The 18101-nt window shown below is 52.3% G+C and carries 15 protein-coding genes; 4 read left to right on the plus strand and 11 right to left on the minus strand.

The annotated features are described in order from the left end of the window. Window positions 1–5: 5 nt before the first annotated feature. From QMK33_RS06715 to QMK33_RS06735, 5 genes are read right to left on the minus strand one after another with little or no spacing between them, the layout of a single operon-like run. On the minus strand, window positions 6–1283 hold the full coding sequence (locus tag QMK33_RS06715; RefSeq protein WP_283563798.1) for a DNA sulfur modification protein DndB: 1278 nt from the start codon (window positions 1281–1283) through the stop codon (window positions 6–8). Window positions 1284–1285: 2 nt separating this feature from the next. Continuing rightward, the gene (locus QMK33_RS06720) at window positions 1286–1816 is read right to left on the minus strand and encodes a hypothetical protein (RefSeq protein ID WP_283563799.1); all 531 of its coding nucleotides are present in this window, start codon (window positions 1814–1816) and stop codon (window positions 1286–1288) included. 24 nt (window positions 1817–1840) lie between these two features. Continuing rightward, window positions 1841–2944 (minus strand): phosphoadenosine phosphosulfate reductase family protein, encoded by a 1104-nt coding sequence (locus tag QMK33_RS06725; RefSeq protein WP_283563800.1) that lies wholly within the window; start codon window positions 2942–2944, stop codon window positions 1841–1843. Between the two features lie 5 nt (window positions 2945–2949). Beyond that, the gene (locus tag QMK33_RS06730) at window positions 2950–6186 is read right to left on the minus strand and encodes a hypothetical protein (protein ID WP_283563801.1); all 3237 of its coding nucleotides are present in this window, start codon (window positions 6184–6186) and stop codon (window positions 2950–2952) included. Further along, complete coding sequence (locus QMK33_RS06735; RefSeq protein WP_283563802.1) at window positions 6170–7051, minus strand: DUF4007 family protein; 882 nt, start codon at window positions 7049–7051, stop codon at window positions 6170–6172. Before QMK33_RS06735 ends, QMK33_RS06730 begins: the two co-directional genes overlap by 17 nt. A 294-nt stretch (window positions 7052–7345) precedes the next feature. Here QMK33_RS06735 and QMK33_RS06740 point away from each other — a divergent pair, with 294 nt between their 5' ends. Then, a complete protein-coding gene (locus QMK33_RS06740; protein WP_283563803.1) occupies window positions 7346–8110 on the plus strand; it encodes a DUF6577 family protein in 765 nt (254 codons plus the stop codon). 259 nt (window positions 8111–8369) lie between these two features. After that, a complete protein-coding gene (locus tag QMK33_RS06745) occupies window positions 8370–12347 on the plus strand; it encodes a protein NO VEIN domain-containing protein (protein ID WP_283563804.1) in 3978 nt (1325 codons plus the stop codon). 155 nt (window positions 12348–12502) lie between these two features. On the opposite strand, the gene QMK33_RS06750 is transcribed toward QMK33_RS06745, so the two are convergent. The 4 genes from QMK33_RS06750 to QMK33_RS06765 form a co-directional block, all read right to left on the minus strand. Further along, a complete protein-coding gene (locus tag QMK33_RS06750) occupies window positions 12503–13168 on the minus strand; it encodes an HNH endonuclease (protein WP_349361694.1) in 666 nt (221 codons plus the stop codon). Then, the gene (locus QMK33_RS06755; protein ID WP_283563805.1) at window positions 13122–13421 is read right to left on the minus strand and encodes a hypothetical protein; all 300 of its coding nucleotides are present in this window, start codon (window positions 13419–13421) and stop codon (window positions 13122–13124) included. Before QMK33_RS06755 ends, QMK33_RS06750 begins: the two co-directional genes overlap by 47 nt. 46 nt (window positions 13422–13467) lie before the next feature. Then, window positions 13468–14763: a Y-family DNA polymerase gene (locus QMK33_RS06760; protein ID WP_283563806.1), complete on the minus strand. Its 1296-nt coding sequence runs from the start codon at window positions 14761–14763 to the stop codon at window positions 13468–13470. A gap of 103 nt (window positions 14764–14866) precedes the next feature. After that, on the minus strand, window positions 14867–15340 hold the full coding sequence (locus QMK33_RS06765) for a LexA family protein (RefSeq protein WP_283563807.1): 474 nt from the start codon (window positions 15338–15340) through the stop codon (window positions 14867–14869). A gap of 593 nt (window positions 15341–15933) precedes the next feature. On the opposite strand from QMK33_RS06765, the gene QMK33_RS06770 reads away from it, so the two are divergent. Both QMK33_RS06770 and QMK33_RS06775 read left to right on the plus strand, forming a co-directional pair. Next, window positions 15934–16332 (plus strand): NUDIX hydrolase, encoded by a 399-nt coding sequence (locus tag QMK33_RS06770; protein WP_283563808.1) that lies wholly within the window; start codon window positions 15934–15936, stop codon window positions 16330–16332. A gap of 127 nt (window positions 16333–16459) precedes the next feature. Next, a complete protein-coding gene (locus QMK33_RS06775) occupies window positions 16460–17254 on the plus strand; it encodes an MBL fold metallo-hydrolase (RefSeq protein ID WP_283563809.1) in 795 nt (264 codons plus the stop codon). Between the two features lie 59 nt (window positions 17255–17313). Here QMK33_RS06775 and QMK33_RS06780 read toward each other — a convergent pair whose 3' ends face one another. Both QMK33_RS06780 and QMK33_RS06785 read right to left on the minus strand, forming a co-directional pair. Further along, window positions 17314–17736, minus strand: a complete 423-nt coding sequence (locus QMK33_RS06780; protein WP_283563810.1) for a M15 family metallopeptidase — start codon at window positions 17734–17736, stop codon at window positions 17314–17316. Beyond that, entirely contained in the window at window positions 17720–17986 is a 267-nt protein-coding gene (locus QMK33_RS06785) for a hypothetical protein (protein ID WP_283563811.1), read from the minus strand. The genes QMK33_RS06780 and QMK33_RS06785 overlap by 17 nt, the downstream gene beginning before the upstream one ends. Between the last annotated feature and the right edge of the window lie 115 nt (window positions 17987–18101).

Raw genomic sequence — 18101 nt, forward strand, 5'->3', positions numbered from 1 at the left:
TCTAGCTAAATGCTGTTAACATCAATTGCTAAGTTCACAAGCAGCGCTTTATCTTTTGCTGTGGAGGTGAATGGAATATCAAGTTTTTCCAGAATCAGCAGTATAGCCGCCTTTTGAACTTGCTGAGTGACAACTGTATTTTTTGTGCCAGGGTCTATAAATAATTTATTCCAGACAGGATGGTCTAAATTAAAATCGTCATCGGAAAAATAATTGAGCAAGAGTTTTTCCTTCTTATGAAACTTAGCAATGCGGTAAGCATTGAAGAATACTATTTGCCCGATTGGTCTGAATAATAAATTAGAGCTACTTGCCTTTCTATCTACTGTTCCATCGTCAAAGAAAGTGCGAAGAAATGGTAGTCCACTAATTATCTTCTCAAATTCGTGTGTAAGCTTGTCGTAAGTTGACAATAATAAATCCTCTTGCAATCTTCTGCTTACAAAATTATCAAATTTAAAACCATCAATTGAAATAGACTTTATGAAAATTTTGTCTGTTAAAAGTGTGGTAATTATTTCGTACAAAAGGATAATATTAGTAAAATCATTTTTATTGCTTAAGCTCAAGCTTTTATTCTTATTAAAGGCAATCTTATTTGTAAAGGTTGGATATTGCTCAATTAATCTTCTCGTTAATATAGCCGCATTATCTTCCTCATCTAATGCAATTATTTCGCTCGTTGAAACCGGTTTTGCGTAACGATTTAGCGTCGAGAAAAGCCTGCGCGTACGAATTTCTCCTTCAGAATCAGTTCGATGTGCTACGAATATTACTGGTACTTCTTCGGATAATAACTCTGGATTGGAAATGACTGCCTCTTTTATTGCTGCTGTTCTGTGCTGACCATCAATCGCAAACATTTCTTCTTTGCCGGTAAGACGAAGAATGCCAAACGTTTTGTCTAAATAGTCGCTTTCTTCCTCGGATAATTTTAGCGCTTTCATATCAATAGCTAAACCTTGCCAAGCAGGTTTTCCACCATATATTCCAACAATAATTGAGTTAAAGAACCTTTGCTCTTGCTCTTGTATATAACGAACAATTTCTGGTATTCTATCACCGATTTCACGCTGAATCCAGTGGCTTAATTTCTTGTTTTTGTGTATTTCATCAGCCATTGAAATACGATTGGCAATTTCTTTAAATGGTAGGAGCGTCGAATAATACATCCAGTCGCCTATTCTTCCCCTCAAACAAGGTAGAACAAGCTGTCCAACATCCGCTTTAGCTTTTTTTGATGTTTGAGTAGAGATGTTGTTAACCTTTTTCAATGATTTCATATTTATATTTCGTACAGATATTTAAGCTCTTCCTTTACTTTGGTTCTTGGAATTTGCGTGTTTACTCTTGGTACGAAAGTATTAATTAATTTTTCTTCAACCCTACTGACTTCAGCAGCTGACCGTAGTTCAGTAAAATAAAAGTATAGATACCCATCATACTGCTTAAGCATTTCGAAAACCTTGATTCTTGGTTTGCCTTTTCCATCTTGGTCATCAAGATACTCTTTGAATCTTACACTGAGTGTCCTATCCGTTTTGCCTACGTAGAATAGGTATTCAGTATTGAAGAATAAATCAACTCTTGGACGGACAACAAAACAATAAATACCTCGTGTTAATGGAATAAGCTTGTGATTGCTCTTAGAGAACTTTACTCGTTTCCATTTGATGTGTGCAGGTAAGGGATTTGTGGTTTCTTCCCAAAAGACAGGGTAAAGAAAAAAAGCTTTTCTATGGTCTTTTAGCAAGCTCCTTTCACCAAAATCAATATCGTAAGGAGCTTTCTTTACTGGAGTAGATTTTTTTGCCATATGAGGGCGTACCCGTATAAAAATCTAGATAAAACATGAAGCGCAACCGACTTCTTCCTCATCATCTAGAATATCTAGCAGAAATAGACTAGAAGGAGCCTTCACTTTGCGCTGTTTGTTAATGGTATCCAGCTTAATTTGACGTAGTCGCGCAGGCTTAATAAGGTCTGTTAGCGACTCTTCCATCCAAGTGTAACCGTCCCGCTCATAGGCAAGGGCCCGCTCAAACAGGTCAGGGTGTTGCTCATAAAGCCATACCCATTCAATCTTCTGCTGAAAGAAGCAGAAGAAGCAGCCAGAACGACTGCGGGCATATTCGCCTTTCTGACCATCCACCTCGAAAGTTATTTTTTCATAGTAGGCTGGTACGCCCACCCCGCTTTCCCGTAGCAGCTGGAAGATATCGGCCCGAATGAGATTATCCTCATTGTCTAGTAGGGCAAAGTCCTGAGCCTGGGCTAGTGGGTAGGCTGTATCCCGCAGCATCTGAAACACCACTTTGTTGAACAAGCGGGTGTCAGCATCGAGTAGGGCATTGAGCTTCTGCGACTGGGTGAAGCTCCGTGATATCGGAGTTTCAGCTAGTGCCACCACTCGCGCCAGCTGTGCGGGTTCACTCAGTTCCTCGTAAAGCCCGCGCAACCGCGTTGTCGCGTCGTTCTGCAGCACTTTCTGCACCACGTCTTCGCTCCAGATATTGCGCCGGAATGGAAAAATGGACTGAATGTTAGGTTTGCGCGAGATGTAGCCCTCTCGGTCTTCGTCCCCTCGAATGCCCACATAGGATACTACCGGGTCGTTACCGACAAACTTCTCAAATGGCTCCAGTTTTAGCTTTTTAGTACACCAACGGGCACTTGATGAAGGCAAGTAGCCGCCATATACCTTCACGAAATGGTCAAACGAATCCTCTGGGCTTTCCTCTGCGGCCTCTAGGCGCGTTACTTTCTGCCCTAGGTAGTTTTCCAGGTTGCTAATCAGGGTGTACGTTTCCGGTAGCTCCTTACCCGTGTCGCAGAAGTAATATTCAAGCTGTAACTCTGGATGTTTGTGGCGCAGGTAGATAGCCAGCGCCGCGCTGTCCTTACCACCAGAAATGCCGAGTAAATGCCGTGTGGGCTTAGTCATAACGATTATAGTTGTTCCTGTAACAGACGGGCCAGGATAGCAAGGCTGCGAGCTTTGTCAGTTCCTAGCAGCGCTCGGATTTCATTCTCTATTGCTACATCAGCCGCACTAAGTTGTTTTGGCCGGCGGATAATGCGAGTCTGCTCTTTCTGACCAAACGTTGCGATACCCAACCGGAAAACGTCTTCCGTCTCAGCATCTGGATTAGCCTTTACCAACTCACCCAAGTTGTCCAACTCGTGAAGTTGCTGCTGAAACTTGTCTTGAAAAGCGCGCTCATCCGTATCGTCAAAATTGGTCAGGCTCTTACTCAGTAAGCAGTTCGCTATCGAGTTAAGCCATGATTCCCGGTCGTCTAGCTTAGACGTTATCCGGTCCTGAAACACGCGCAGTTCTGCCGGTACCCGATGCTTGTCTAAGCTCTTAAACCGCTCTTGTAGCCGTTTCTTATATAGGTCAAAATCAACTGCCTTGCCTGCTACCTGACTGCCAATAAAAGCATCTAGCCGCGACAATAAGGCTGGGTAAGCTTGGCGTAGCCGGGCGATATTTTCTTGCAGCGTTTTTACGTACCGTTCTCGAGTGGCCGCGTCGCGCTGCAGCTCAGGTAAGTTGAACCCTAGCGCTCCTGGAAACTTCTCGAAGAAAGCTGCTTCTGGGTCTTTCGCTGTCACAATGCTCTCACGTAGGCGTAGCGTAGTCGCAGGTAAGCTGCGGGTACGTTGAGCATAGGGGGGGAGCTGCTTGTAAAACGTCAAAAATGGCTTAATAGACTCAATAAAGGCCTCATTTGATACCCGGTCTGTCGTGCGTAGCTGCAATAACTCCCGATAGTCGTTGAACAGAGCCAGCTTTTCCGGCAGAAGCGCAAATGCCTTAACTGAGTATTGCGTTGGGCTTTTCGTGAACAAGTCCACTACTTCCAGCCGTAGCTCAGGAATGTATTTGTTTTGCTCACCATAAAGTGCGAACTCGTGGCGCTTCATGAACAAAAAGAGCGGTACCCAAAAGTCTACGAAGCCTTGTTTTAGTTTCAGTGGCTTGCGCAGTAGTACCTGCATCAATTCTGAAATCTTCAGAGGAGCTTCCTGTGAGCGTTGCAAAAACTCTTCGCCAACCTGCCACAGAGTTTGGAATGAGTTCTCTGCCGGAGCCACGAGCGCATATTCCCCATTCACCACTTGGTGAATTCCTGTTTTTTTCAACAGCGAGAGATAGATAGTCTTTTCTGGCGGAAAGTTGTTGGCTGGAAATCCTAAGTCCTGCTGCTGCCAGTTCTCAAACAGCGCCCGCATAAAGTTTTTGCGAGCTGTCAGAATTGGAGTTGATAACTTGGTTTTATTAACTAGTTCACTTCGGTAAGTCGGCGTGGCTGGGTAAACGTGACTAGCAATAGCTGACAAGCAGCGGTTGAAGCCTCGCCGGCCTACAAAATCGAGTTGAGTTGGCCCATTAGTAAACCATACGATGGCTCCATCCTGCGCGTACAGACTATCAATTACGTAGTGTCGGAGCAGTGCCTCTTGGTGGTCTAAGATGCTATTTAGTTCGCGCCGAGCTATCTTATCATTTAAGTTCTCGTCACGCACCTTACGCACCTTATCAATCTCGCGGATGAGCTTCTTAATCTCGCCAGACCGCTCATAGATGCCGTACAGTATAGCGTCTTGCCTAGTGCCCACCGTCTGGCGTAGCTTTTCAAGCGTAAGACTATCCGAAAAAATCAGGTTGACAAAGCCATCTACCTCTCCTTTTGGCTCTTCCAATAATACGTTATCCGTCATCTTCACTTCAAAAATGCGCGGAGTGCCTTTCTCAAAAGAGAGCTGTTTGGCTGCTATGTAAGGAAACGTGAAAAACTCCTGTAATCTCGACGCTACATCGGTAACCTGCTCTACTAAGCTACCCGCCGCATCTATCGCCAACTCAATATCTAAGTCGCTACCCTCAAACAAGATATAACTGTTTTTGTGAGGCACAAAGCGGACAAGCTGTTGCTGCCGCAGCACATTCAGTACCGGTAATACACTAGGTACAGCGGTATTGATGCCTGTGTAAGCCTCTAAGAAATTAGCACTGATTTCAGCCCCCGCCGGCGCGAAAATAGACAACAGACCAATAGTTTTTACTAACTGATTAGCTGTATCAAGCTCGTCTGGGTCGCTGACATACTTTTCCATTTGTTCGAGTGAAGCCCGAATAATAGACCACTGAGCATAATGTGGATTGTAGCGTGAGGTTAGCAGCGAATAAAAATGAAAGCTCAAGTAGTCGTACACTTGGCTAATAGAATAATAGGTGCCACTGCCAACATGCTGCTGCAACCCTAAGTAGTCATTCGAGCGCAGAAAAGTAAAGAGGGACCGTTCGTTTTGGCCATATCGCTGTAGGGCCTGCACCAATACGGCCGCCGATAGCAAATCCATCGGCCACAGCTGCTGCTGCATTTCCGGGGTGAAGTAGTCGCGCAGCGGAAAGACTTGAGCCTTCGCAATAGCGTCAAACAGGCTGCGATTTGTGGCCTCGTCAGGAGCCGTGGGCTGATGCGTAGTGCCCAGCTGCTGCGCTGCCAGGAACAGCAGTTGCTCTACGGGTTCGTTAAAGGTCAACTCCTTCAGCCGGCCCTTCACTTTCTCCCATTCTTGGCGCTGAGCACGTGTCAGCCCTACCGAGTAGGCGCTCACGTCTTGGTGAACGGTCGTCAACAGCAAAATATCCTTGCGCGAGTCGTTGATGTACTCCGCCAGCTCCTGGATAAAGTACAGTTCTTCCTCAGGATTCTCTTTCGCCGCATATTCCAGGAATTTACCGAACTCATCCACCACGAGCACCAGCGCAAACTTCTTCTTGGCTAGGGTCCGGTACTCCTCGTCGAGTGCCGCAATAATGGTAGCTGTCGGTGTGTCAGCTGTCGCCCCAGCGTCAACAAAGTGCTGCGCTAAGGTCTGCTTCAGCGAAGCATACTGCCCCACAAAATGCTCGAAGCGGAAGCCTTTCACATCTTTAAATCCGACCTCCGTGTGGAAATAGGTATGCTGCTTATTTAGTGTTTGCTGGAACGCCCATAGAAACGCCGACTTTCCAGTTCCATAGGCCCCCACGATGTTGAAGCAGTGGATGCCCGATAGATAGTTGTTGACCACCTGCCCAAACACAGTTTGGGCATTCGGAGTAGGCAGATACGATAATTCCTGCTCAGCATCGCGGGTAATGTTGACGGAAGGGCTAAACGGTCTGGCCATAGTATTCACGCAGTACCTCAGTGAGGTCAATTTGGTCTTTCTTGATGGTTAGCACTCGGTTACCCGCCGTGCTCGAATAAACAATGGCTGCCGGGTACTCAGCCATCATCTCCTCTATTTTGTAAAATAATCCTTTCTCGTTCAAGGCGAACACCAGCCCCGGCGAGTCAGGAGCAACTTCGAGGTCGGTAAAGCTAATAGACTCCCCATAGGCCTCGTTTTCCAATATCACGCGCAGCACTACTTGCCACGGGAGTTCTGGCCGCTCCAGATTCTCAATGTGGTAGCGGATACCTTCGTTTTTATTCACCGTAAGCAGGCCAAGGTCCTGCAAAAGGCCTGTCGATTCTTCCTCGATATCCACTTTGCCGTTCTCTTTACCCGAGGGTGCGTAACTCCGCACAAACACCGTGATGTCGGATTCTAGCGTGTTTTCGTTGACCGGATTGCCTCTTTCCGCAGATTTCCGATTAATGAAATGTTGTAGCTGCGCCCGGCTAAAAGAAAAGCCGTCCTTGCGCAACTCGTTGAAAACGTAGTGGTAAAGTGAAGCGCGTCCTGTGCGTACCAGTAGGTAGTGCAGATACCAAAGAGTAGCGTTGTCCTCGATATAGGGGTCAAATCCCTCGCTGTGCAGTAGTTCGTGCGCTACCGGCTGCAATGTATCTGCTTCATCAGTCAGCCCAAAAGCCTTCATCCAATAACGGATAGCAGTGACCATGTTTTTACCTACGCCTAATTGCACCACTGCATCGGCATCGTTGAAGTTACCCCCAGCCTGAATGAAGTCGTAGCCTTTTTTTAGCCAGTTGTTGCGGCACAGGAAAGTATCGTGCCCTTGGAATATTAACCGGTCGAGTAACATAGGAGTGTTTTTAATGCTAAGTTAGTCGATACGGCAAATCTAGTTTGTCTCACGGCTAAGAAAAGTAGCAAAAAGTTCCTAATTGTGCAACTAAAATTTACTTATGGCCTCACTATCAGCTACAACTTTAATAGGTGTCATAAGCAAGGAATGTCCTACTGAGGGCAATAGTATCGCCTATTCTAACGCTGCCTCTGCTTGCCATAGACTTAAATGGGCTTTTGCTCATTCCTTGCCTCTTCAGAAGAATACACGAAACGCCACTTCCTTCAGATAGTGGCGTTTCTTTGCTTCGTGTCGACGCTCAGCCAATCCGCCCCCGCCAGCCTCAATTGGCCCGCGCTCCAGGCGGCGTTTGCTGACCGCACCGATTTTACCCGCGCCGAGGTGCTGGCCTTCTACCACCACGCCGACGCCTCCCTTAACCCGAACACGCTCGATTCTCGCATCCGCCAGCTGCTCCAGCGGCGCTTGCTGCTGGCCGTGAGCCGAGGTCGCTACACCTTAGCGGCCGCCGCCAGCATTCGGCCCGCTTTCCAGCCCACCCTGGGCCGTTCCGAACGCACCCTCTGGCGCACGCTGGTCAAGGAGTTGCACCTACCCAAGGGTTGCCTATGGTCCACCGCCTGGGCCAATGAATTCAGCGGCCACCAAGCGTTTCGCTCTCTACTGCTGGTCGAAGTGCCCCGCGACTACGTGCAGGCCGTTTTCTACGCCCTCAAAGACCGTTATCCGCACCGCGTCTTTCTGCGCCCCCAGCCCGATATGCTGACCTACTACATCGCCGAGGCCGACCACCCCATCGTGGTGCTGCCGCTCGTCAGCCGGGCACCCGTGCAGCTCGTGGACGGCGTGCCCGTGCCCCGCCTCGAAAAGCTGCTGGTCGACCTCTTCAGCCGCCCCGACCTTTTTCCCGCTTACCAAGGCCACGAGCTGCAAACCATTTTCACCAACGCCCGCCGCCTCTACCGCCTCGACGAGCGCACCCTACTTTGCTATGCCCAGCGCCGCCACCACGCCGACGACCTACGCGAGTTTCTGTGTAAACTGCCTGGCTAACCTCAAGACGCTAGACCTTTCACTTGGTCATTTGCTTGTGCCAATGCTACTAATGCCATTGTGAATGGCGTTTCCTAGTTGTTAGCTCGTTCTACAAGGTCGACTATCTTCCATGCATGTTCGCCAGCGAGGCCGTCGCTGGCATCTTAAATAGGTTGTGAGCGAGACACTTGCTTTGATGGCTAGTGCATTGCTATGCATCTTGCCACGCTAATATTAGCTAGTCACCCTATTCTGCAGAGGTAAATCTCTTCGTTCTATGAGCAAAAAGGAATTTATTGACAGTCTCTTTATAAAGCGAGCTACTTACAATGACCCCGAGCAGGCCGAGATGACTGCTAACCTGCTTGATACGGTTTCCAGTGATATCTATTCTGAAAGTCAGCGCTTTGTCTTTGAGTTGATTCAGAATGCTGACGATGCGGCGCGCGGCGACTCGAATGAGGTGCGTTTTGATTTCTTCGAACACCATCTGCTGGTTTCGCACAATGGTAGTGCTTTTACACCCGAGGATATCGAGGCTATTACCGGAGCTGGATTCAGTCGTAAGAAAAACGACCCAACCAAGACTGGCTACAAAGGCATTGGTTTTAAATCCGTATTTGGCAAGTCTAATTGGGTCGGTATTTTCTCTGACGGTTACCACCTGCGATTCGATAAGGAACATCACGGTACGCGCTTGCCCTGGCAGGTAATTCCTATTTGGACTGAAGCTAATAGCCTGCCCGACAAGGTTCGCCACTTTGTCGAAGTCAGCGGCTATCACGTTACCACAGTCATTCATCTACCTGCTGCCCAAGCTCTGGAGCAGGAGCTAGCCGAGTTGCTGCAGAGTGGCCAGATTTTACTGTTTCTGCGCCATATCAGTGCTATCACCGTTGCCCGACAGGGGCAAGTGCAATACACTATTTCCAAAACCGTAGAGCTGGCGACCACCGCTTACCAGCCCACGACGCTATGGAAAGACCAAAAACTCACTAGCCATTGGCTTGTGCAGCGCTTCGACCACTTACCGGTTGACGCCGATACGCAAAAGGCCTTGCGAGCCGACGAGAAAACCCCAGCCAAGCTCCGCGATGGTAGTCATACCGAACTAGCCTTTGCGGCCCGCGTAGACAGCGGTCGCATTCGGGCGCTCACAGCCGAGGAGAGTTTGTTGTTCACCTACCTTCCTACCAAGGTGGCCGACTTCGGTTTTCCGTTTCTGGTTAACGGCAGCTTTCTTACCAGCGCCGCCCGCGAAGCTTTACATGAAGACCGAGTATGGAATCAGTGGCTTCTGGGCTTGGTCGCCAGTAAGCTCTTTGAATGGCTAGCGCAGCTCGCGCAGACAGAACACCGTTTCGAGGTGTTACACTTGCTGCCGACCCTATTTGCTAACTCAGGTAATGAGTTGAAGAACGCCTTTACTGAAAAAGCAAAGCAGGCACTTGCGACGTGCGCATTTGTCCCAACTCAAAGCCAGGGTATATCCCGCATCAGCGAAGTAGTCATTGATGATACTGGTCTGGCTAGCCAACCATTTATTTCGAAAGAAGCACTAGCGGCCTTTATTAATGCCAAAACTGGCAGCCACTTTACTCCTTCATCCTTCTCCCACGCCGACCTGCAACGCCCTCAAAAGCTGCAGCCCCTAGGAGCTACCTTGTTTGAAGCCAGTAATCTAGAAGGCTTTTTCCTCTCTGAAGTGTTCGCAGCTAGCCATCAGCTTGACCATAACTATGCGCTGCTCGAATACTTCTTCCGCAAAGCCACCAAGTTTGATGCTACTGGCGAGTGGAAACATAAACTTAAGCTCATTCCGTTTATCTATAGCTCTGACCTGCAACTGAAAGCGCCGGCTACTATTTGCTTTCCCTCTCTAGTATACAAAGCTGAAAATGGTCAGACAGTTACCGTCATTCACCCCACCGTCTATGCCAAGCTTAACCAGCACGCAGACCTGAAAAGCTGGCTAGAGTCATTAGGCGTGAAAGAGCCATCTGATGAAGCATACCTTGAAAATGAGATTCTGGGTGACATTGAAAAGTGCATTACTCTCGATAATTATCAGCAGGTTACCCGCTACCTATTCAGCCAGTTTAAGAAAGGTAAGCTAACGCCCATGCATTTGGAGAAGCTGCAGGATTTACACTTGCTCTGTACCAATGGCAAACTGATTGCGGCCAAAGAGTGCTACCTATCTGATATGTACGAGCCTGTTCTTAAGCTTCAGGAGCGCAATAAATTAGGTGATTTTGTTGATGCTGAATACAAGCAGCAGGCAGATTTAACTAGCGAATGGAAACCGTTCTTTATCAAAATAGGAGTCAGTGAGAATATAGCGTTAGCAAACTTCACGTGCAGCAAGAATGTAGATAAAGTCATTGAGCCAGAATACTTTGACTTTGTGATAGAAGAGGCAAAGAAAGGCCATTCTTATCCCCATCTGATAGGCCCTGGTAGTCGGGTCATTCTTGATAAAATAAGATACTCGCAGTTTGCTAATAATTACCTGTTCTCCAAGCTGTTTTGGGAGCAAGCTTTTACTTGTATCACTGTTGCTGAGGTCAAGGAGTGTGCTCGCATACCGTGGGGTTATTACGGTAGTGTTGAGCGGGTAACCAACTATTTTCACTGGTATCTGGATAACCAACCTGTCTTCCCAACCAGCCAGAAATCTTGCCGCAAAGCAGTAGAAGTATTTGCTAATCACAAGGATATAGCTGAGGTGGCCGGTGCACACCTGCCTGTCTTTGACTACGATGAGCCAATTCCAGAAGGGTGGAAGCCACTGCTAAAGTTTCGACAGCAATTAGAGGTTGAAGACTATTTGAAAATTTTGACGAGTATCGCTCAAACTGCCATTGAACGCAACGGGGCAGTGAGCGATGCCGAGCGTGGTCGTATTGGTCTGGTATATAATCAGCTAGCTAAACGATTGGCACATTTTTCGACAACTGAAAAAGCCGCTTTATTTACTTGGTCAGGTACTAATCGATTGCTAGCTGTCAACGGCAGCTTTGAGCCAGCCACTGAGTTGAAATGGATAACAGAGGAAGGCTTCAGCTCTCTGTCTGGCAGTAATCTCAAAGCCCTATACATCCCTAAAAACTGCCAAACTGATATTCCCGAATTCGCTCAGTTGCTAGAGCTACTACAGGTGCAGTGTATCCGAGAGTTTACGCCTCAGATTGAAGGCCGTAGCCCTAACACGGCACTTAAAAATAAGCTATTGCAAATTCTGCCGTATTTGGCGCTTATCATCCACAAACGGCAGTATAAATCAGCCGAGGCCGAATTCACTCGTATGCATAAGCTGGTAGAAGCAACTAGCTTTTATTCAGCATCCTCTATTTGCCTTTCCTTTATTTATCGAGGAGAAACCTTCCGTGGCCAGCCTCTCCCCATCTTTCGTGGTGCCGACCACAGCTTTTATCTTAAGGGAAATTGGCGTAGTCCTCTTACTGCCTATCACATGCTCCGTGAGTTAAGTACGCTATTGGAGGTAAAGCGTATTGACAATGAATTGCGTCTACTACTAGAGCTTCCAGCCGCTGAAATTGCCCAGTGGCTGCTAGATGATATGGGGATTGCTCCCGCCGATTTAGCGGCGGCTCAAAGTTGGCTGCCCACGGTAGCCCCAGCGTTGGATACTACAGAGTCAGTTCCCAGTGAGCCTGCCTCAGTGCTGTCAACTCCTTATGTCGATGCTAACGGCTTTGATGAATCGCCCGACGAGTCTTCTAATTGGGCAGATGAAACTTTTGAGCCGATGGTTGCTGCTGATGCAATCGACCCCACCTCTATTCTAGTGAGTAAGCATGCGTCTGTTATACAAGCCGCCGCTATTCAACAAGGCAATTATGATACAATTGCTAGCCTGGAAGTACGGCTCGACATTGGTCGCTGGTGCGAGGAGTTGGTTTACAAGCTGCTGTGCGCCGATGCAACTGAGTTTACTCAGGTGCAGTGGATGAATCAGCACGGTGAAAGTAGTCTGCCTTACGATTTTAAAGTGGTTCAAAAAGGGCAACAACGTCTTTTAGAGGTTAAAGGCACTCCTTCCCGCGACAAGGACAGCATCTACCTTTCCCCAGCCGAATGGAGTATAATGTTTGAACATGGGCCACAATATTCTATCTATCGAGTACTCGGTGCTGGAAATCCTGACCCGAAGGTTATAGTTACCGACTATCCGAGCAGCCAAGTTGAAAAAGGTCAGCTATTACCTGCTAAGATTGAGATGGTCATTTAATCTGGTTAGCATTATGTTTTGAAAAAGCCCTTCCTACTTATTAGGAAGGGCTTTTTCGTTGTTACACTGCATATTACACGGATTTCAGTGTAATAAAAAGACTGTAACAACAGTCAACTTGAATTGTGCAAGTGCCACTTGCACAATTCAAGAAATCAAGCTGCCCGCCGCTCCAGCAAGAACGCAAACTGACTGATTTGATGGTCCCGCAGGTGCTCCATCCAGCGCTGGGCATCTTCCGGTGTCTGCATCTTGTCCGCCGGTAGCGGAAACAACGGCGTTACTTCATCGCCCGGCCCCAGCGGCATCCGCAGTGCGTAGCCGCCCAGCCGGGGGGCGCTTATCAGCTCTACCCGATAGCCCCGCGCTTCATATTCCCCAAAAAACTCGGTGATAGATTCTGCATCCGGCACAAACTGTCGCATCGTGTGGTGTACTAAAAAAGTGAAAAGTAAATGGGTGTGAATGTGTGCTGCCAGGGCCTGAAAGCCCTCGGTTTTATTGCTGTTTATCGCTCGTAGAGCCGCCGTTAGCTGCTGCTCCACGACCCCTTTGGCATTGTTGCACGAACTGCACAGCATCTGCAGGTTGCTGATGTGGTTCGTGCCGCCGTGCGCCCGCGCCAGCTTGTGGTCCAAAGTCAGGTGCTGCGCTGCGCCGCAGTGCGCGCACGCCTGGGGGAGGCGGGCCCTGGCTTTGGCCTTCTGCCGGGGCCCCATGCGGCCCACGAGCCAGTTTGCTTTATTCGACATGATGGCGGGAGTAGCTTGGTTATTAATCCACTGTCTCTCCGCATTCCCACTCTTCCCCCGGCTGCCCATTGGCGTGGGCCAGCGCTGCGCCCACCACCGAGGCCAGCGTGGCCCACCCCGTCAGTTCCGCCTCGAAGGGCATCTGCCGGAAGTAGAGCTTCACCACGTAGTCCACCAGCGCGGCCGTGGCTGGCGGCTGGTCCAGCAGTGGAGGCAGGCCCGCCCGCCACGCGGCGGCCCCGGGTTTCGATACCACGATTTCCCGCTCGCTACCCGGCCTCTTCTGCACGTGGGCCCCCATGATAAAAAATGAATTAGCCATCGCCGTTGCTCGATAAGTGTTCCGTAATTCTGTATAGCGTGCCAACTCAGCACTTCACCTCCCACAGCTCCCCCCAACTCGTTGTAAACGCCGGGCTCTTCGCCCCGCGCCGCATCACCCAGGCCGGGGGCTGCCCCGGCGGCGGCATTGCCGCCGCCACCTGCACCGTGCCGGTACCGTAGCGGCCGTTCAGCGCGTCGAGCGCCCGCATCAGCCCCGCCCGCTCCGGGGGCGGCCCTAGGTCACCAAACAAGGTGGCCTGCGGCCCCGCCCCGGCCCGCTCCAGCCCGTCGAGCACCACCCCAGCCTTCACGTAGCGCCGGCCCGGCCGCCAAATCCGCTCCAGCCCGCGCTGGGCCGCTTGCCCCAGTGTCAGCGTGTCGTCGGTCGCCACCGGCAGCGTCAGCTGGGCCGAAAACGAGTAGGGTGGGGGCGGCCCCGCGTACTTGCTGGTTTCGACAAATACCGTCAGTAGGCGCGCCGACAGCCCTTGCCGCCGCAGCTTCTCGCCGGCCCGCGTCACGTGCGTGGCCACGGCCCCCGCCAGGTCGGCCAGCTCCGTCAGCGGCTGCCCAAACGAGCGGGTGCAGGCCAACGACTTCCGCGCCTCGTCCTCCACCACCACGCCCGCGCACGAAAAGCCCCGCAGCTCGTGCAGCAGCCGCGCCCCCACCACGCCGCCCAGGTGCTTGCGCGCCCAGGCATCGCCTACCCCCGCCAGCTGCGCCGCCGTGCGCACGCCCACCTCGTGCAGCTTGGCCGCCGACCGGTAGCCCACGCCCCACACGTCCTCCACCGCTACCCGCGCCAGCGCTTCCCGCCGCTCCGTTTCGTCGCTCAGCACCAGCACGCCCGGCCCGCCGCTGGTGTGCGCCCCCTGCTTGGCCAACCGGTTGGCCAGCTTGGCTAGGGTCTTGGTGGGGGCCACGCCCACGCACACCGGAATGCCCGTGCGCTGCCGCACGGCCCCGCGCACCTCGCCGGCCCAGCCCGCTAAGTCGTGCCAGCGGTCCATGCCGGCCAGGTCCAGAAAAGCCTCGTCAATCGAGTACACTTCTACCGTGGGGGCCACGTGGCTCAAGTACCACATCACGCGCCGGCTCATGTCACCATACAGCTCGTAGTTCGAGGAGCAGACCGCCATCCGGTGCCGCTCCACTAGCTCCCGCACTTTGAAGTAGGGCTCGCCCATCCGTAGCCCCAGCGCTTTAGCCTCCTGCGACCGTGCTATCACGCACCCGTCGTTGTTGCTCAGCACCACCACGGGCCGCCCCTCCAGCTCGGGCCGAAAAACCCGCTCGCACGAAGCGTAGAAATTGTTGCAGTCAACCAGGCCAAACATAAGGCAGTAGGGTGGGAGGCTCCCTCTTGCGAAAGGAGTCGAGAGATGAGAATTGTTAATCGTCAGGCTCCCCTCTCCTAGGGAGAGGGGCCGGGGGTGAGGTTCACGCCGACCGCACGTAGCTCAGGCCGCGCCGGCTCTCGCCCACCAGCGGGTGCAGCACCAGCACCACCACGCCCCAGATGCGCAGGTCCTCGGCATTGTGCACCACGATGGGGGCGTAGGCGGGGTTCTCCGCTACCAACGCCGCCGAGTCGGCCCGCTTCCGCAGGCGCTTCACCGTGTACTCGCCCTCCACGCAGGCCACCACAATGTCGCCGTCCTGCGCCCGCATGCTCCGGTCCACGGCCAGCACGTCCCCGTCGTGGATGCCGGCACCCTCCATGCTGTCGCCCATCGCCCGCGCCAGAAACGAGGCATCTGGGTGCCGCAGCATCAGCCGGTTCAAGTCCACCCGCTCCGATTCGTAGTCAGCGGCCGGCGACGGGAACCCGCACGATAGGCGCATCTCAACCAGCGGCAGCAGCTGCGCCGACAGCAGCGGGACGGCCGGCCCGAGGATAGTAACGTGGCTCATAAAGAAGATGCGACTAAAGTAGGAGGGTGGGCGTAAGCTCAAGCAACTTTATGCGATTAAGCAATTAATTTTGCTTAGCGGTTGCAATTATACGGTGCTGCTAACAATTTTAGTTGATGCTATGCTAACCAAGTTGCTAGTTATAAACCTAATTTGTTGGTTAACTGAATTCTAAAATTTGACAGAAGATTGATGCACTACCCCAAAAGCACTGTGTATGACAGTAAGACGTGGCTTTCTTCGGTAGCCGCATCCCACACGAGGTCACCAATAATTAGTGTCCTACCTGAATAGGCTACTCCAATAGATTTTGCAGACAGCGTCTGCAAAATTGACGCCCCCAATTCTCCAGACAGTGTCTGGAGAATTGGGGCTTGCACATTCTCTCGACACTGTCGAGAGAATCCTCACCCGTGCGCCAGCCTTAGCCACTAAAAACTACCTGCTAGTTTTCGCACTTCATTTCTAAAAGATGTTATTTTCCACAACTTTTAGAAATGAACTGCCTCGCCGTCCGCTCCCGTTTTGCTGCCCAAGGTATCATTTCTAGCCACGAGTTGCGCTAGGTCTTTCCCGCCAGCACCTACTGTCCCATGATTGATAAAATCGCCTGGTTGCACCTGCACAACGGCCAGCTGCTCAGCACCCGCAGCCGCGGCAAAGACCGCTACTACCTGCCCGGCGGCAAGCGCGAGTCCGGCGAAACCGACGCCCAAACCCTGCTGCGCGAAATCCGGGAAGAGCTAACCGTCGCCCTCGACCCCGCTAGCCTCACCTACGCCGGCACCTTCGAAGCGCCCGCCCACGGCCACCCCGCCGGCGTGCTCGTGCGTATGAGCTGCTACTGGGCCCCGCGCTACACTGGCATCATCCAGCCCGCCGCCGAAATCGCGGAGGTGGTCTGGCTCACCTACCGCCACCGTCCCCAGGTATCGGCCGTCGACCAGCTCATCTTCGACTGGCTCCACCACCAGCACCTCCTGGCTGAGTAAAAGCAGCGCACCCTAACGTCTGAACTTGCGCGCGGCGACTAGGTTATCTCGGGAGCGGCTCCTGCTATAGGGGCTTCTATACCTGAAATAATTCGCTCACAACTCCGACTCACCCAGCAGCAAAACCATGAAACTCACGCTCCTCCTTACTGCCGCGCTGGCGGCTTTTGCCAGTCAGGCCCCGGCCCAAACTACCCCCGCCGCAGCTACCACCACGCAGCGCGCAGCCCCCGACCAGATTGCCACCAACAAGGGCCCCCTCACGGTGCAGCCCATCACCCACGGCAGCGTGGTGTTCACCTGGAACGGCAAGACCATCTACGTAGACCCCTACGGCGGGGCCGCGGGCTACACCGGCCTGGCCGCGCCCGATGTCATCCTCATCACCGACATCCACGGCGACCACCTCGACCCCAAAACGCTGGCCGGCCTCTCCGTGGGCAAGGCCCTAATGATAGTACCCCCAGCGGTGGCCGAAAAGCTGCCCGCAGAGTACAAAGCCCAGGTGCGCATCCTGCGCAACGGCCAGCACCTCGACACGCTGGGTATGAGCGTGTCGGCCATCCCGATGTACAACTTACCCGAAGCTGCTGACGCGCCGCATACCAAAGGCCGCGGCAATGGCTACGTACTGAACCTAGGCGGTAAAAATGTGTACCTGTCCGGCGACACCGAAGACATTCCCGAAATGCGGGCCTTGAAAAACATCGACGTGGCCTTTGTGTGCATGAACCTGCCCTACACTATGGACGTGAACCAGGCCGCGCAGGGCGTGCTAGCGTTCAAGCCGGGCATCGTGTACCCCTACCACTACCGGGGCCAAAACGGTCTGAGCGACGTGGCCAGCTTCCAGAAGCAGGTGAACGCGGGCAATAAGAAAATCGACGTGCGGCTGCGCAACTGGTACCCAGCGCCCCAATAAAGCCGCACAGAGTAAATAAAAAAAGAGCGAGCCAACTGGCTCGCTCTTTTCGTTTGCACCTACACCTCAAAATGCGGCCGGTCCTTAAACCCCGGCCAGTCGCCGCCCCAGCGCACCCGCACGTCCGCCGCCTTCATCAGCCGCGCAAACTTGCCCAGCAAGTCCGGCGACCAACTGGCCGTGCCATCCGACAGCAAAAACGCCACGTCCAACGCCTTGCTCGGCAGCTCGTTGTGCTTCGACTCGCCCCCGCGCTTGTACGTCACGATGGGCCCCGGTGCCGACCGCCCGTGCGTGTACAGCTCGTCCTGCTCTTGCCCCGACCGGTACCCCTCGCTCACAAACGGCCGCCCCAGCACCACCAGCAGCGGGTCGCCCAGCCAGCGCCGCAACGCCACTGCGTAAGCCTCCGCCAGCTCCGGCCGCACCGAGGCCAGCCGCGCTACCTGCCGCGCCGCCTGGGTCTTACTGAGCGCCACCATTGCTCTCGTCCATTTTAAGGTTAGGCAACGACTCGGCCGGCATCTTCACCACCGCTTCCGGCTTTTGCATCGCCTTGCGCACCGTCGCCCAAATCGTCACAATCGCCACCAGGCCCTGAATAATCAAGTGCCCGTAGTTCTCAATCTTGCTGGGGTCGGGCGGTACCAGCTCCTGGCTAGCCACCTGCCCCAAAAATGCCGTGGCCACGATATGGGCCAAGTGTCCGGTCTTCGTGCTGCTGAAAAACATAATGGGTTAGGGAAAAATTGTTCAATAATAGTTGCATCACAAACATACGCCCATTAGTGAATTATAGTTGCATAATAGCCTGATTCAGGCAATAGGCGACCTGAGCCATAAATTG

Source organism: Hymenobacter sp. H14-R3, from assembly GCF_030063445.1.
In the GTDB taxonomy this organism is placed as follows: domain Bacteria; phylum Bacteroidota; class Bacteroidia; order Cytophagales; family Hymenobacteraceae; genus Hymenobacter.